8 protein-coding genes and 3 pseudogenes are annotated in these 14,262 nt (G+C 59.4%); 4 read left to right on the top strand and 7 right to left on the bottom strand.

Annotation, left to right across the window (positions count from 1 at the left end; translation table 11 throughout):
- Position 1: 1 nt before the first annotated feature.
- From selO to BK658_RS30690, 5 genes and pseudogenes are all read right to left on the bottom strand, one after another.
- Positions 2-1,465, bottom strand: coding sequence for a protein adenylyltransferase SelO (gene selO / locus BK658_RS08620; RefSeq protein ID WP_123581950.1), 1,464 nt, complete (start codon positions 1,463-1,465; stop codon positions 2-4).
- Between the two features lie 58 nt (positions 1,466-1,523).
- Positions 1,524-4,871: a mechanosensitive channel MscK gene (gene mscK / locus BK658_RS08615; protein WP_123581949.1), complete on the bottom strand. Its 3,348-nt coding sequence runs from the start codon at positions 4,869-4,871 to the stop codon at positions 1,524-1,526.
- A gap of 34 nt (positions 4,872-4,905) precedes the next feature.
- Positions 4,906-6,648 (bottom strand): potassium/proton antiporter, encoded by a 1,743-nt coding sequence (locus BK658_RS08610; RefSeq protein WP_123581948.1) that lies wholly within the window; start codon positions 6,646-6,648, stop codon positions 4,906-4,908.
- A 252-nt stretch (positions 6,649-6,900) separates the two neighbouring features.
- A pseudogene (locus BK658_RS30695) lies at positions 6,901-7,500 on the bottom strand (methyl-accepting chemotaxis protein); the annotation flags it as partial.
- A gap of 303 nt (positions 7,501-7,803) precedes the next feature.
- Positions 7,804-8,460, bottom strand: a pseudogene (locus tag BK658_RS30690) (MCP four helix bundle domain-containing protein); the annotation flags it as partial.
- A 340-nt stretch (positions 8,461-8,800) separates the two neighbouring features.
- Here BK658_RS30690 and BK658_RS08600 point away from each other — a divergent pair.
- The 4 genes and pseudogenes from BK658_RS08600 (at position 8,801) to BK658_RS30680 (ending at position 11,367) form a co-directional block, all read left to right on the top strand.
- Complete coding sequence (locus tag BK658_RS08600) at positions 8,801-9,031, top strand: hypothetical protein (RefSeq protein WP_019691434.1); 231 nt, start codon at positions 8,801-8,803, stop codon at positions 9,029-9,031.
- Positions 9,028-9,330, top strand: a complete 303-nt coding sequence (locus BK658_RS08595; protein WP_054595286.1) for a cell division protein ZapA — start codon at positions 9,028-9,030, stop codon at positions 9,328-9,330. Before BK658_RS08600 ends, BK658_RS08595 begins: the two co-directional genes overlap by 4 nt.
- 54 nt (positions 9,331-9,384) lie before the next feature.
- Positions 9,385-10,500, top strand: a pseudogene (locus BK658_RS30685) (HAMP domain-containing protein); the annotation flags it as partial.
- Positions 10,501-10,521: 21 nt separating this feature from the next.
- Complete coding sequence (locus BK658_RS30680) at positions 10,522-11,367, top strand: methyl-accepting chemotaxis protein (RefSeq protein WP_404943170.1); 846 nt, start codon at positions 10,522-10,524, stop codon at positions 11,365-11,367.
- A 55-nt stretch (positions 11,368-11,422) separates the two neighbouring features.
- Here BK658_RS30680 and BK658_RS08585 read toward each other — a convergent pair whose 3' ends face one another.
- Both BK658_RS08585 and BK658_RS08580 read right to left on the bottom strand, forming a co-directional pair.
- On the bottom strand, positions 11,423-12,145 hold the full coding sequence (locus BK658_RS08585; protein ID WP_123581945.1) for a hypothetical protein: 723 nt from the start codon (positions 12,143-12,145) through the stop codon (positions 11,423-11,425).
- Between the two features lie 175 nt (positions 12,146-12,320).
- Positions 12,321-14,123 (bottom strand): acyl-CoA dehydrogenase, encoded by a 1,803-nt coding sequence (locus BK658_RS08580; protein ID WP_123581944.1) that lies wholly within the window; start codon positions 14,121-14,123, stop codon positions 12,321-12,323.
- Between the last annotated feature and the right edge of the window lie 139 nt (positions 14,124-14,262).

Genomic DNA, 14,262 nt, shown 5'->3' with positions numbered 1-14,262 from the left:
CTCAAGACGAACAGCTGATCTCCAGATGCTTGCCCCATTCAGGCGGGCGCTCGGCGTAGCTGTCCATGCCAGGCTGTTCTTCGAACGGCTTGCTCAGTACCGCGTGCAGGCGGCGAACCTCTGCATAGTCACCGCTTTCTGCCGCGTCGATGGCTTTCTGCGCCAGGTAGTTGCGCAGGATGTAGAGCGGGTTCACCGCGTGCATGCGGGCGCGGCGCTGTGCTTGATCGCTGTTGCCGTCGCGGGCGACGCGTGCGCAGTAGCGCTCGGCCCAGGCATCGAAGCCCTTGATGTCGACGAAGTCGTCGCGCAAGCGGGCGACGGCAAACTCGGCGGCTTGATCGCCCAAACGGCGGAAAAACAGGCTGTAGTCGACGCTGCTGTTCTGCATCAGTTGCAGCAGATTTTCGACCAGTTGCTGGTCGTCTTCTTCGCCAGTGGTCAAACCGAGGCGACGGCGCATCAGGTCCAGGTAATGAGCCTGATACAGCGGGAAGTACAGGCCGAGGGTTTCGCGCAGGGCTTCGACGCTGATGAACGGTGTCAGGGCCTGGGCCAGTGCGCTGAGGTTCCATTGGCCGATGGGCACTTGATTGCTGAACGAGTAGCGACCCTGATCATCGGAATGGTTGCAGATGAAGTTGGCGTCAAAGTCGTCAAGGAAGGCAAACGGACCGAAGTCGAACGTGACGCCGAGGATCGACATGTTGTCGGTGTTCATCACCCCGTGGCAGAAGCCATAGGCCTGCCATTTGGCGATCAGCTCGGCGTTGCGCTCGACGACTTCGCGGAACATTGCCAGGTACGGTTCCGGCTGTTCCAGGCACTCGGGGAAATGCATTGCCAACACGTGCTCGCCGAGGGCTTCCTGTTGTTCGGGCCGCTTGGTGTAGTAGAAATATTCGAAATGCCCGAAGCGCACATGGCTTGCTGCCAGGCGCAGGACCATGGCCGCGCGTTCCTGTTTCTCACGCCAGACCGGGGTGTTCGAACCGATAACGCACAGTGCGCGGGTGGTCGGGATGCCCAGTGCGTGCAACGCTTCAGACGCCAGAAACTCACGAATCGACGAACGCAGCACCGCCCGGCCATCGCCCATGCGCGAGTACGGCGTTTGCCCGGCGCCCTTGAGGTGCAAGTCCCAGTGTTCGCCGGCCTCGTTGTAGACCTCGCCCAGCAGCAGCCCACGACCATCACCCAATTGCGGGTTGTAGGAACCGAACTGGTGCCCGGAATAGACCATCGCCCGCGGCTCGGCGTCTGCCCATAGCTTGTGACCGCCGAACAGTTCGGCGAACACCGGCGTCTCGGCAACACTCGGGTCGAGGTCGAGCAGGGCCATGGCCGCAGGGCTGGCAACCACCAGTCGCGGTTCGCCGATGGGCTCAGGCAGTACATGAGTTGAGAGCGCGTCGCCCAAGCGGGCGAAGCGGTTATCGAAGGTCAGTTCGTCGAGGGCTTTCAACGGCCATCTCCAGCAAAATGTCCGAGCATTCTGCTGGGGAATGGCGCGTGGCGTCCAGTCAGTCGAGATGCACCGACGGTGGCTCGGGTGGGGTCTTGCCTTTATCGGGAGACGTGGCGGGTTTGACCGCATCGCTGGTCAGCAACAACTGTTCCTGGCCTGTCATGTTTTTCAGGTGGATATCCACCTGACGGAAAGCGATGTTGATGTTGTGCTTCTTGAATTCGCTGTTGATGAACCGGTTGATTTCATCGAGTGCCGGGTTACGGTCGCCGAGGTCGCGCACATGGATACGCAGCTCGTGATCCAGGGTGCTTTCACCAAAGTTCAGGAAGTACACCGAGGGCGCAGGGTCCTTCAGTACACGCGGGTTTTCCATGGCCGCTCTGAGCAGCAGGGTGCGTACCAGCTCCAGATCCGAATCGTAGCCGACGCCCAGCTTGAGGGTTACCCGGGTCACGGTGTCGGTCAGCGACCAGTTGATCAGTTGTCCGGTGATGAACGTCTTGTTCGGGACAATGATGTCCTTGCGGTCGAAGTCGGTGATGGTGGTGGCGCGGATGCGGATTTTGCTCACCGTGCCTGACAGGTTGCCGATGGTGATCGTGTCGCCGATCCGCACCGGGCGCTCGAACAGGATCATGATCCCGGAGATGAAGTTGGCGAAGATCTCCTGCATACCGAAACCCAGGCCGACCGAGAGTGCGGCCACCAGCCATTGCAGCTTGTCCCAGCTCACGCCGAGGGTCGACAGGGTGGAAACAAAACCCACACCGGCAATCACATAGGTCAGCAGGGTGGTCGTGGCGTAGGCGCTGCCCTGGGCCAGTTCGAGCTTGGACAGCACCAGCACCTCGAGCAACCCTGGCAGGTTTCGCGCCAGGGCCACGGTAATGCCGATGATGATCAGCGCACCGAGCAAGTCGCCGATGCTGATCGGCACCATGCTCATGTTGGCACCGACGCCGCTGGTGTACTCGTACAACGTGATGTTGTCCAGGTACGAGAATACCGAGATCAGGTCTTTCCAGACCCAATACAGCGCAGCGATGAAGCCGCCGAGCAGGGCCAGACGGATCAGGCGCAAGGATTGTTCGTTGACTTTCTCGATGTCCAGTGTCGGCTCTTCGACGACCGCTTCACCGTCGCCGGCCTCTTTGGCGGCCTGGCGTTTGGTCAGGGCGCGCTGGTAGGCCAGGCGCCGCGCCGCGACGGCCAGACCGCGCACAAAGGTGGCTTCAATGATCAGCCAGAACATCAGCAGGTACAGGGTGTTGATCAACCGGTCGCTGAGTTTCAATGCGGTGTAGAAGTAGCCAAAGCACACGGCGATAAACAAGGCGATCGGCAGCACAGTGAATAGAATGCCGACTGCTTTGCGAAACAGGGAGGCGCTGTTATGTGTCGGACTGTTGATCAGCAGGCGGCTGAGCAGCCAGGCCATCAAGGCGTAGCAGGTCAGCACCACGGCGATGCCGAGTACGTCGTCCGCCAGGGCCGCCGGTTGCAGTTCGGCAACCGCCACCACGGCGACCAGTGCCAGCACCACCAGGCCAAGACGACGGATCCAGCCGCGGAGGAATTCCACCTGAGGTCTTTCCCAGCGAAAGTGCAGTTCTGCCACGCCACCCGGCGCAAGTATCCGGTACGCGGTGTAGAACAGCAGCCACGCCTGGGCGATTTGCAACAGGGCGGCGCCGAGGTTGGCGTTTTGCCCGCGGGCGTCGATCTGCAAGGCGAAACCGCACAGGGCCAGGGCCAGTGACACGGGCATTGCCAGCAGCACGTTGATCAGAATCGCCTGCGGTGTGTGCCATTGACTGTCACGTTTGAAGTGACCGATGTCCTGGTGCACCTTGTTCAGTCGCGCATAGAGGTATTTGCGCCGCCAGACCAGGAAGCCGATCAGCAGCACCAGCGGCAGAAACAGCAGTGGCCGCTGGGTCAGGCCGTCGGCCAACTCGCTCAGGCTCGAAGCCCACGGCAGAGTGATGACCTGTTTTTCCAGACGGTCCGGCACGCCGCGCATCCATTCGAAATCCAGCGGCTTGTTGCTGGGAATCCAGAACATCTGTTCGTCGAGGGTTGCGCGCAGGTTCTGAGCGGTAGTGAGCAGCTGTTTCTGGTTCAGTTGCAGGGTGATGGATTCGTTAAGCAGCGCGCTCAGCTCGCGGCTCAGGCGCTCAAGCAGGTCGGCGCGGGTAACGGCCAGGTCCAGCAGGGTTTTACGCAGTTGCGGGGTGACCTGATCGGGCGGCTGGCTCGACAGTAAATTATCCACATAGGCGCCGGGTGTGCTGATCAGTTCGCGTTGTTGATTGACCTCGAACTGGTACAGGCGAATGTCGGCGATGTCATTGGCCAGGTCCCGATCAAGCTTGAGGCGTGGCAGGGCCTGCTTTTGTTTGTAGAGGATCTTGGACAGCAACAGACTGCCCTTGAGCACGTTGATCTGTTCGTCCAGCGCGGCGTCGCTTTGGGTCACGCTGTCAAGTTGCTGCTTGGTCTGCAGGTTCTGTTGGGTCAGTTCGTTGAGACGGTCGGTGCTTTTGAGCAGGTAGTCGGAGAGCTTGAGGTTGGCAGCGCTTTCCGTGGCCAGCAGATTGCTGCCGCCGGCCTTTTGCGCTTCGATCGATTGCTGCGTCACAGTCTGTTGAGACTGGGCCAGGCGCTTCTGGTTGATCAGGGTTTGCAGGTCCTGGATCTCGTGCTCCATGCGCGCGGTTTTTTCCTGCAGCAAGTCGTGTTGGCTGCTGCCCAGGTCCTGCAGCTGACTGTTGCCGGCCAGTTCCTGACGACGCAGCGGAATCAGCGCATTCAATGCGGCCAGTTCGGCGTTAAGGGCGTCGCGTTGCTCGGTCGTCAGGGCCTTGCCGTTGTCTTTGCCAAGCTTGAGGATGCCGTTGATTTGCAGGATGCGTGTCTGGCTGTTGCTGATCTCGGCCTGGGCGCGTTCGGGACGGGTTTGGGCGGTGATGGTCAGGCTGTTGGCATCGGCCAGGGCTTTTTGCAGATCACTTTGCTGGGTGCTGCGTTCAGTCAGCATCTGCTCGAGTTGTGCCACCGACAGGTTGGCGTAGCGTTGTTCGATCGGTATGACTTTGCTGGCCTTGAGGCGCTCCAGCTCACGCTGATTTTCGATGTTCTGCTTGGGCGCAGTGCTCAGTTGCTGCTTGAGGTTGTCCAGGCGCTTTTCATAATCGTCCCGGTTGGACAACTGGGTCAGCGTCTGTTGCAGCACCATTTGCAGGGCTTTTTGATCGGCCTCGGGCAGTTTGCGCTCGGCGATCTTGTCCAGGCTCTTCTGGACCGACTCGGCGGACGGTGGTTCGGCCGCTTGCAGGGTGCCGACGGAGAGACTCAGCCCTAGCAGGGCAATAGCTAAAAATGTGCGCAAAGTTGGCATAGAGACCGATCGAAAACGTAACGAAAAAAGGAGTTTAGAGGAACAATCCGGGGCCCGGGCGACTTCCTTCGGGGAATCTGACGCCCACTTTGGCGATCTTGTTCCCGTCCATGACCGCGACGGTCCAAATGGTGTTATTCCATTCCACCTGGTCGCCGACCACCGGAGCACCGCCAACTTTCTGGGTGATGAAACGACCCAGCGGCATGTCCGGATCGACCCCTTCGAGTTGCAGCCCGTACAGCGCTGAAACCGCGCCCAGCTGGGCGTCACCTTCCAGAACGAAGTCGCCGAAGAAGCGCAAATCGAGACCTCGTTGCGGTGCCTGGCTGAAGAGCTTTCCGAGTGCCGGCAGGTTGTGTTCATGGCCGATAACGCAGAGCAAATCGCCGACTTCGAGCACCGTACTACCCGACGGATGGAGCAGTTGCTGGCCACGAAACAGCGCCGCGATACGCGTGCCCTCGGGCATTTTCAGCTCGCGAAGGGCGGCGCCGATGCACCATTTTTCCGCGCCAAGGCGATAAACGAACAACTCCCACTCGCTGGTGACATGCACTTCGAGGGCTGCCCGGGAGATCGGCGCGGGTTCTGGCGGGACGGTCACCTTCAGCAGCTTGGCGACCCACGGCAGGCTGGTGCCCTGCACCAGCAGCGAGACCAGCACGATGAAGAACGCGAGGTTGAAATACAGCTGGGCATTCGGCAGCCCGGCCATCAACGGGAACACCGCCAGAATGATCGGTACCGCACCACGCAGGCCAACCCAGGAGATAAAGGCCTTTTCGCGCCCATGGAAAGCCTTGAACGGCAGCAGGCCGACCATCACCGACAGTGGACGCGCCAACAGAATCATCCACAGCGCCAGGCCGAGGGCGGGCAGGGCGATTGGCAGCAAGTCATGGGGTGTCACCAGCAGCCCCAGCACCAGGAACATGCCGATCTGCGCCAGCCAGGCCATGCCGTCGAGCATGTGCAGAATGCCGTGGCGGCTGCGCACCGGACGGTTGCCGATCACCAGGCCGCACAGGTACACCGCGAGGAAGCCACTGCCGTGCAAGGCGTTGGTCAGGGCGAACACCACCAGACCGCCAGCGATCACCAGAATCGGGTACAGACCGGCGGCCAGGTGGATTCGATTGACCATTTGCAGCATCAGCCAGCCACCGCTCAGACCGATGATCGCGCCGATGCCGAACTCGCGAACCAAGTGCCCGAGCAGGCTCCAGTGCAGGCCAGTCTGGCCGCTGGCGAGCATGTCGATCAGGGTGACGGTGAGAAACACCGCCATCGGGTCGTTGCTGCCGGATTCGATTTCCAGGCTGGCGGTCACCCGCTCGTTCAGGCCTTTGCCACCCAGCAACGAGAACACCGCCGCGGCGTCGGTGGAGCCGACGATGGCACCGATAAGCAGACCCTGGATCAGATTCAGGTTGAACAACCAGGCGGCGGCCATGCCGGTCAGCACGGTGGTGATCAGCACCCCGACCGTGGCCAGCGACAACGCCGGCCACAACGCCACGCGGAAACTCGCGACCCGGGTGCGCAACCCGCCGTCGAGCAGGATCACGGCCAGAGCGAGGTTACCGACCAGATAAGCGGTGGGATAGTTATCGAAGATGATGCCGCCGCCGTCGACGCCGGCAGCCATGCCCACGGCCAGGATGATCACCAGAATCGGGATCCCGAGGCGGGACGAAAGTGAGCTCACCAGAATGCTCGCACCTACCAGCAACGCGCCGATCAAGAACAGGCTGTTGATGGTCGTCGCATTCAATGGCAGTACTCCGGAAAGCTTAAAGGCGGGCGCAAACTGACCATGCAGTCTGCGTGCCAGCGATTCTAACCTGTTGAAATGTGATGCTGTCAAAAAGCTTTTGACGCAGGGTACGCGACGCACCGATCGTTCCCACGCTCCCGCGTGGGAATGCCTCACTGGACGCTCTGCGTCTGCTCTTGAATGTGACGCAGAGCGTCACGGGCTGCATTCCCACGCAGAGCGTGGGAACGATCAACAGGCTACGGATAATTAAAGGCTAAACCGCCCAACCATATTGTTCAGGTCCAGCGCCAAACGCGACAGCTCGTTGCTGGCGGCGCTGGTCTGGTTGGCGCCAGTGGCCGACTGCACCGACAGGTCGCGGATGTTCACCAGGTTGCGGTCGACTTCGCGGGCCACCTGGGCCTGTTCTTCGGCGGCGCTGGCGATCACCAGGTTGCGCTCGTTGATTTCGACGATGGCGCTGTTGATGGTGTCCAGCGACAGGCCGGCACCACGGGCGATGTTCAGGGTCGATTCAGCGCGTTCGGTGCTGTTGCGCATCGAATCAACGGCGTGTTCGGTACCGCTCTGGATGCTGCCGATCATGCGTTCGATTTCGCTGGTCGATTGCTGCGTGCGATGCGCCAGGGCGCGAACTTCGTCGGCCACCACCGCAAAACCGCGACCGGCTTCACCGGCGCGCGCAGCCTCGATGGCGGCGTTCAGCGCCAGCAGGTTGGTCTGGTCAGCCAGGCCGCGAATCACGTCCAGCACCTTGCCGATGTCGCGCGACTCGTTGGCCAGATCGCCGATCAGGGTGGCAGTGCTCTGTACATCGGCGCTCATGCGTTCGATGGCGCTGACGGTTTCCTGCACCAGGTCACGGCCGTCACCGGCAGAAGTGGTGGCGTTTTTCGACGCTTCGGAGGTGCTCACCGCATTGCGCGCAACTTCTTCCACGGCGCTGGTCATTTCGTTGACGGCCGTTGCGGCTTGCTCGATTTCGTTGTTCTGCTGAGTCAGGCCACGGGCACTTTCGTCGGTGACGCTGTTCAGCTCTTCGGCGGCGGAGGCCAGCTGAGTCGCCGAACCCGAGATCCGCTGCAGGGTGTCGCGCAGTTTTTCCTGCATCTTCAACATGGCCTGCAACAAGCGGCCAGCTTCGTCGCTACCGTCGACGATGATCGGCCGGGTCAAATTACCCTCGGCGATTTCTTCAGCGGCGCTCAGTGCCTTGGCGATGGGCTGCGTGATGCTGTTGGTCAGCAGCCAGGCAAACAGCAGGGTCAAACCCGTGGCGATCACCAGCAGGGTCACCACCAGATTGAAGGCGGAGGAATATTGGTCGGCGGCTTTCTGGTTGAAGTCGGCGGCTTGATCGTTGTTGATCTCCACCAGGCGGTTCAGAGTGGTGTTAATCGCATCGGAGTTGGTCAGCAATTCGGTATTCAGAAGCGTGCGCAGTTCGTCGAGTTGGTTATTACGCGACAGCGTCTTCATCCGGTCTTCAATCTGGCGGTATTGACCCATCAATTGCACGTACTGGTCGTAGGCCGCGCGTTCCTGAGGGCTGCTGATCAGTTTTTCATAGGCGGTCTGCGCCGTACGGATCTGCTGGTTGCGGGTGTCGAGCAACTCTATGGTTTTTTGCTGGATATCCGGTTCGCGGTTGACCAGCAGGCGATAGGCCAGAGTGCGCTGGCGCAGGCCGATTTGAGTGAACTCGTCCAGGGCCTTGATACTCGGCACACTGTTCTGAACGATGTCTTCGCCGGCAGCGCGAATCTTGCTCATCTGGTTCAAGGCGAACACACCCAGAATCAACATCAGTGCGCCAATCAGGGTGAAACCTGCGAACGCCCTGGGGGCGATATTCATATTGCGAAGGGACATGGTGTTCACCGTAAAGCGCGCATTGGCACGAGTCTGAGACGAGGTATGTATGACTTATCGGTCATACGACTAAAGACTTGAGCCGCTGTGCGCTTTTGCCGCAGATCGGTCGTACTGACGAGCTGTCAGGAACCAGAGCGGACAAACGCAGTCTTTAAAACTCGCAAGCAAGGTTGCCGCCAGGAAAATCAAGGCTTTACGCCTGAATAACCCTGGCGTCAGTGGTGACTTTTCTTTATCGTACGCGCCCTTTGAAAATGCTCGGAAAATCAAAATGTTGGAAGCATCCCTAAGCCAATTGGAACAACTGGTCAGCGACCTGGTGCAACAGAACCAGGAGCTGCTCGGCACGAACGCAACACTGAGTGCAGAACTGGCCCAGGCCAAGGATGAAAACGAAAGCCTGCAACTGAGCCTGATGGAACAGGAAGAGAAACAGGGCGCCACCGTTGCGCGCATTCAAGCGCTGGTTGAGCGCGTGAGCGCAGGTCCTGTGAACGCATGAGACACGGTGCCGACGGGATAAAAGTCGTCTCGATTCTTGGGGAAGACTATTCGATCAAGGCGCCGGCCGGGGAAGAGCAGACCCTGCTGGACGCCGCATTAATGTTGAAAGCGGTGCTGGCCGAGACCAAAAAGAAATACCCGACCCTGATCGGGGACAAACTGCTGGTGCTGACGGCAATGAACCTGTGCTCGCAGCAACTCGAAATGCAGAAACGTCATCAGCGGGAACTCGACCGTTACCAAGAGCAAGTCAGCGCCACGGTTGAAGTGATTTCGAAGACGATCAATCAGGCTTGATCAGCTTGCGCACAACCAAAGAGTAGATTGTCGATTGAGTTGTATACAATCGGCATGGCTGTTGCAGTAGTTTTGCCTCTTACTCTTTGGGGGTGCTTCATGCAGTTCTGGCGACGCAGTATTCAATGGCAGTTGATCCTGAGTATGGGCACCGCCCTGCTGGTCAGTATTCTGATCGTGGTCGGCATTTATACCCTGGTGGTCAACCGCCTTGCCCAGCGCTATCTGGTCGAGCAAGCGCTACCGTCGAGCATCGAAGCGATGCGCAACGACATCGAGCGGATTCTGGTCCAGCCGCTCACCGCGGCCAAGGACATCGCCAGCAACAGCATGGTGCGCGAGTGGTTGGCCGAAGGAGAAAACGCCGACCGGGCCAGCGGCTTCGTCAGCTACCTGGAAGGTATCCGCGCCGAGCACAAAGCCTTTACCGCGCTGATCGCAGGCACTGCGTCGGGCCACTACTTCACCGAAAAAGGGCTTGATCGGACCCTCAGTCGATCCAATCCCGCAGACGCCTGGTTCTACGCCTTCCTCGACGGCAACCAGCCGCGCACTCTCAATATCGACAACGATACGGCGACCGGCGAATTGGCCTTGTTCATCGACCTCAAGGTCTCGCAGGGCGGCAAAGTCGTGGGCGTTGCCGGGCTGGGCCTGAGCATGAAGGAACTCTCGGAGCTGATTCACAACTTCAGCTTCGGCGAGCGCGGGAAGGTCTATCTGGTGCGTTCCGACGGGTTGATCCAGGTCCATCCCGAGGCCGGGCTCAGCAACAAACGCCAGTTGGCCGAACAGATCGGCGACTCGGCGGCGCAAGCGGTGATGGGCCATCAAGGCCCGACCAGCAGCGGCTTTGTGCGTGATGGCGAAGACTACCTGGCCCTGAGCCTGCCATTACGCGATCTGGGTTGGACGCTGGTGGCCGAAGTGCCGCAATCGCAAATTTACGCCGAGGCCCGACAGGCGATGTGGCTGACCAGCGCCATCGGTCTGGGCGTTGCGCTGGTGTGCCTGTTATTGGTGGTGTTGCTGGCTCGCGGCCTGGTTCGGCCGATCCGGCAGGTAACAGCGGCACTGGTAGCGATTGGTAGCGGTGGTGGCGATTTGACCCACAGGTTAGATTCCAGTCGCGCTGATGAGCTGGGTGACCTGGCTCGCGGCTTCAACCGGTTTCTTGAAAATCAACGCAACATGATCGGCGAAGTGCTGGCCACCAGCGAGCGTTTGCGCACCGCCGTCGGGCAGGTTGCGCGAGTGGTGGAGAATACCGCCGAGCGTTCCGGTCGACAGCAGGAAATGACCGATATGGTCGCCACCGCCGTGCACGAGATGGGCCTCACCGTACAGGAAATCGCGCAGAACGCCGGCAACGCGGCGGTCGCCTCACAAACGGCCCGCGATGAAGCGTTGCAGGCGCGAGAGGTGGTCGGCGGTTCCATTCGGCATATCGAAAGCATGTCCGATGAAATCGGCATTGCCGCCAGTGCCGTCGGCGAGCTGGCGACGCAGGTAGCGTCCATTGATCAGGTGCTGGCGGTGATTCGCGGGATCTCCGAACAGACCAATTTGCTGGCATTGAACGCAGCGATTGAAGCGGCGCGGGCCGGAGACATGGGCCGGGGCTTTGCGGTGGTGGCGGACGAAGTGCGAACACTGGCGCGCCGTACGCAAGCGTCCACCGATGAAATCCAGCAGATGATCGGCAGCCTCAAGCAGGGCGCGGAGAATGCCGTGTCGTCGATGCACTCCGGGCAAGCGGCAACCGGTACCGGCGTCGAGTCGAGCCAGCGCACTGGGGCGTCGTTGACCGCCATTACCGGGCAGGTCGAGCGCATCAGCGACATGAACCATCAGGTGGCGACGGCCACCGAAGAACAGTCGGCGGTGACTGAAGAGATCAACCGCAACGTGCAGGGGATTTCCGATCTGGCACGGGCCACGGCGGGCGAGGTGAGGGCTTGTCGGGAGGATTGCCAGACGTTGCAGCGGTTGGCGGATGATTTGGCGCGGCAGATGGGTGGGTTTCGCTTGAGTTGAGCCTGATCGTTTCGGTACAAGACGCGCCGATAAGAGCGCGTCTGCGAGACCGCAACTACACCTTTATCAACAAGATCTCCCGCCCATAAAAATCGACCCCGCCCATTGTAAGCAAGTAAAAAACCTGCTTTTCCTTAACTCGCCATTCTGCTGCTTGTTCATCAATGTAGATATCGTCTGCAGCCAGCGTTCTGAACATGTCGTCTTGTGTGATCGATACATTGTTACTATAACGTTTGGTCGGAGTTATAATTTCATTAATGTAAGTGTTGTTACCTGTCTTTATGTGTCTCTTTTCAGTGATTCGTACGTTACCTTGATCCTTCACTGCATCGTTGACCCTGGCCGACAATAAAAATTGCTCGTCATTGAGCATTACATAAGGGTCTATTTTTATTTCTGGCGTTTCCTCGCGTAATGGGGTGCCATAAACCGTTGCATTCCATTGATTGGCCCCGATGTACGTAAACTCTTTGTAAGTGACACGATGGGTGCCTAGATAGTGGTCGTCCGCCGAAGTGACTTCGAACATTGCCGTCGCTGATGTTTTTACACTTGATTCAGCATTGTCGGGAGTTGATGTGATGCTTATCTGCGTTTCTTCATCAGAAAGCCGGTTATGGTTTTTGGTGATCACTGTGGAAAGAGTTGAATTTTTATTCGTCCAGACAGTTCCGTTTCGCAACGGCGTATTTGAGATCGATGCGAGGATGCAGTAATCCTTTGTTATAAGCCCTGAAAGCTTTATGGATCGCTCTTCGAAAGTTTGGCTGTTCATGGTGATTCGCTCGTTTAGAGGTAAGAGGTGGACCTCGAGTCCATACTTGCCGGGCAAACTAGATGTCCCGCGAAAATACCTTATCCTGCATCCTTAACTTGCACACCTGTCATATATGACAGGTGTGCAAGTACTGACATACGATGTTGGCTACCCGCTCAGTTACTGTCAGGGATCAGAACCACTCTTCCTGCATGTTCAGGCAAACATCATCCCGCGCCTCAAGAATCGCCAGTTCATGATGGCAACCCGGCACTTCCCACGTCAGAAAATACCGCGCCGCCTGCAGCTTGCCTTTATAGAAACCGACATCCGCCGCATTGCCCTTGGCCAACCCTTCTTCTGCGCGGATCGCCTGTTCCAGCCAGCGCCAGCCGATCACCGTGTGGCCAAAAACTTTCAGATACAGCGCCGAGTTCGCCAGGCTGCTGTTGACCTTGCCTTGGCCCAGATCCGTCAGCAGGCCGATGGTCACGGTTTGCAGGCGGGCCACTAATTTTTCCAGCGGTTCACGTAATGGCGTTAACGATTCGTACGCATGGGCGCGTTCGGCAGTCTCGGCGATCAAGCGAATCAACTGTTTGAGCCCGGCGCCGCCGTTCTGTGCCAGTTTGCGCCCCAGCAGGTCCAGCGACTGAATGCCGTGGGTGCCTTCGTGGATCGGGTTCAGGCGGTTGTCGCGGTAGTACTGCTCCACCGGGTATTCGCGGGTGTAACCGTGACCGCCAAGGATCTGAATCGCCAGTTCGTTGGCCTTCAGGCAGAATTCCGACGGCCAGGATTTGACGATCGGCGTCAGCAGGTCGAGCAGTTCATGGGCCTGCTTGCGCTCGGCTTCGGTCGTCAATGTGGTGGTGTCGTCGAACAGTCGCGCCGCATACAAGCCGAGGTCGAAGGCGCCTTCGACGTAAGCCTTCTGGGTCAGCAGCATGCGTTTGACGTCGGCGTGCTGAATGATCGAGACCGGCGCAGTGTTCGGGTCCTTGCTGTCCGGCAGGCGACCTTGCGGGCGCTCGCGGGCGTATTCCAGCGAGTACAGGTAACCGGCGTAACCGAGCATCACCGCGCCCATGCCGACGCCGATTCGCGCTTCGTTCATCATCTGGAACATGCAGCTCAGGCCTTGGTGCGGCTTGCCCACCAGGTAGCCGGCACACTCGCCGTTATCGCCGAAATTCAGCGCAGTAGAGGTGGTGCCACGCCAGCCCATCTTGTGAAATAGCCCGGCCAGCAGCACGTCGTTGCGCTTGCCCAGGCTGCCGTCATCGTTGACCAGGAATTTAGGCACGATAAACAGCGAAATACCTTTCACGCCGGCCGGTGCATCCGGCAGTTTGGCCAGCACCATGTGCACGATGTTTTCCGACAGCGGGTGGTCGCCGCCGGAGATGAAGATCTTGTTGCCCTTGAGTCGATACGTGCCATCGGCGGCCGGTTCGGCGCGGGTGCGGATGTCCGACAGCGAGGAGCCGGCGTGAGGTTCGGTCAGGGCCATGGTGCCGAAGAAACGGCCGTCGATCATCGGCTGCAGGAAGCGCCGCTTCTGCTCGTCGGTGCCGAAGCTTTCAATCAGGTTGGCCGCGCCCATGGTCAGGAACGGATAGGACGTCGTCGCGGCATTGGCTGACTGGAAATGCGCGAAGCAGGCTTGCGACAGCAGCGTCGGCAACTGCATGCCGCCGGCCTCGAAACTGCGTGCGGCGTTGAGAAAGCCGGCTTCGAGGAATGCATCCACCGCAGGTTTCACTTCCGGAATCAGGATCGCCTTGCCGTCTTCGTAGCGTGGTTCGTTCTCGTCGCCCTTGCGGTTGTGCGGGGCAAAGAACTTCTCGGCAAGGCTGCGCGCCGTACCAATGGCGGCGTCGAAGGTCTCGCGATTGTGCTCGGCGAAACGCTCGCGCTGGGTCAGGCCCTCAGCATCAAGGACTTCATACAGCTCGAAAGCCAGATTGCGGGAACTGAGCAACGTCTCGGACATGGCGGCCTACCTATATTGGAATGGACCGAGTCTAGGCGTGGTAATAGAAGCTGAACAGGATGATTGATGCGGGTGATGGTGGGGTAGAGCAGAGACTTAGCTAGCGACACAAAGCAATTGTGGGAGCGAGCCTGCTCGC

The sequence above is a fragment of the Pseudomonas brassicacearum genome (genome assembly GCF_003732175.1).
In the GTDB taxonomy this organism is placed as follows: Bacteria; Pseudomonadota; Gammaproteobacteria; order Pseudomonadales; family Pseudomonadaceae; genus Aquipseudomonas; species Aquipseudomonas brassicacearum_G.
This window is presented reverse-complemented; position numbering and strand designations above follow the sequence as displayed.

Coding starts and splice junctions, on each gene's coding strand:
- mscK (WP_123581949.1), bottom strand. CDS start 4,871: ATGCCAACTTTGCGCACATTTTTAGCTATTGCCCTGCTAGGGCTGAGT.
- BK658_RS08600 (WP_019691434.1), top strand. CDS start 8,801: ATGTTGGAAGCATCCCTAAGCCAATTGGAACAACTGGTCAGCGACCTG.
- BK658_RS08595 (WP_054595286.1), top strand. CDS start 9,028: ATGAGACACGGTGCCGACGGGATAAAAGTCGTCTCGATTCTTGGGGAA.
- BK658_RS30680 (WP_404943170.1), top strand. CDS start 10,522: ATGATCGGCGAAGTGCTGGCCACCAGCGAGCGTTTGCGCACCGCCGTC.
- BK658_RS08585 (WP_123581945.1), bottom strand. CDS start 12,145: ATGAACAGCCAAACTTTCGAAGAGCGATCCATAAAGCTTTCAGGGCTT.
- BK658_RS08580 (WP_123581944.1), bottom strand. CDS start 14,123: ATGTCCGAGACGTTGCTCAGTTCCCGCAATCTGGCTTTCGAGCTGTAT.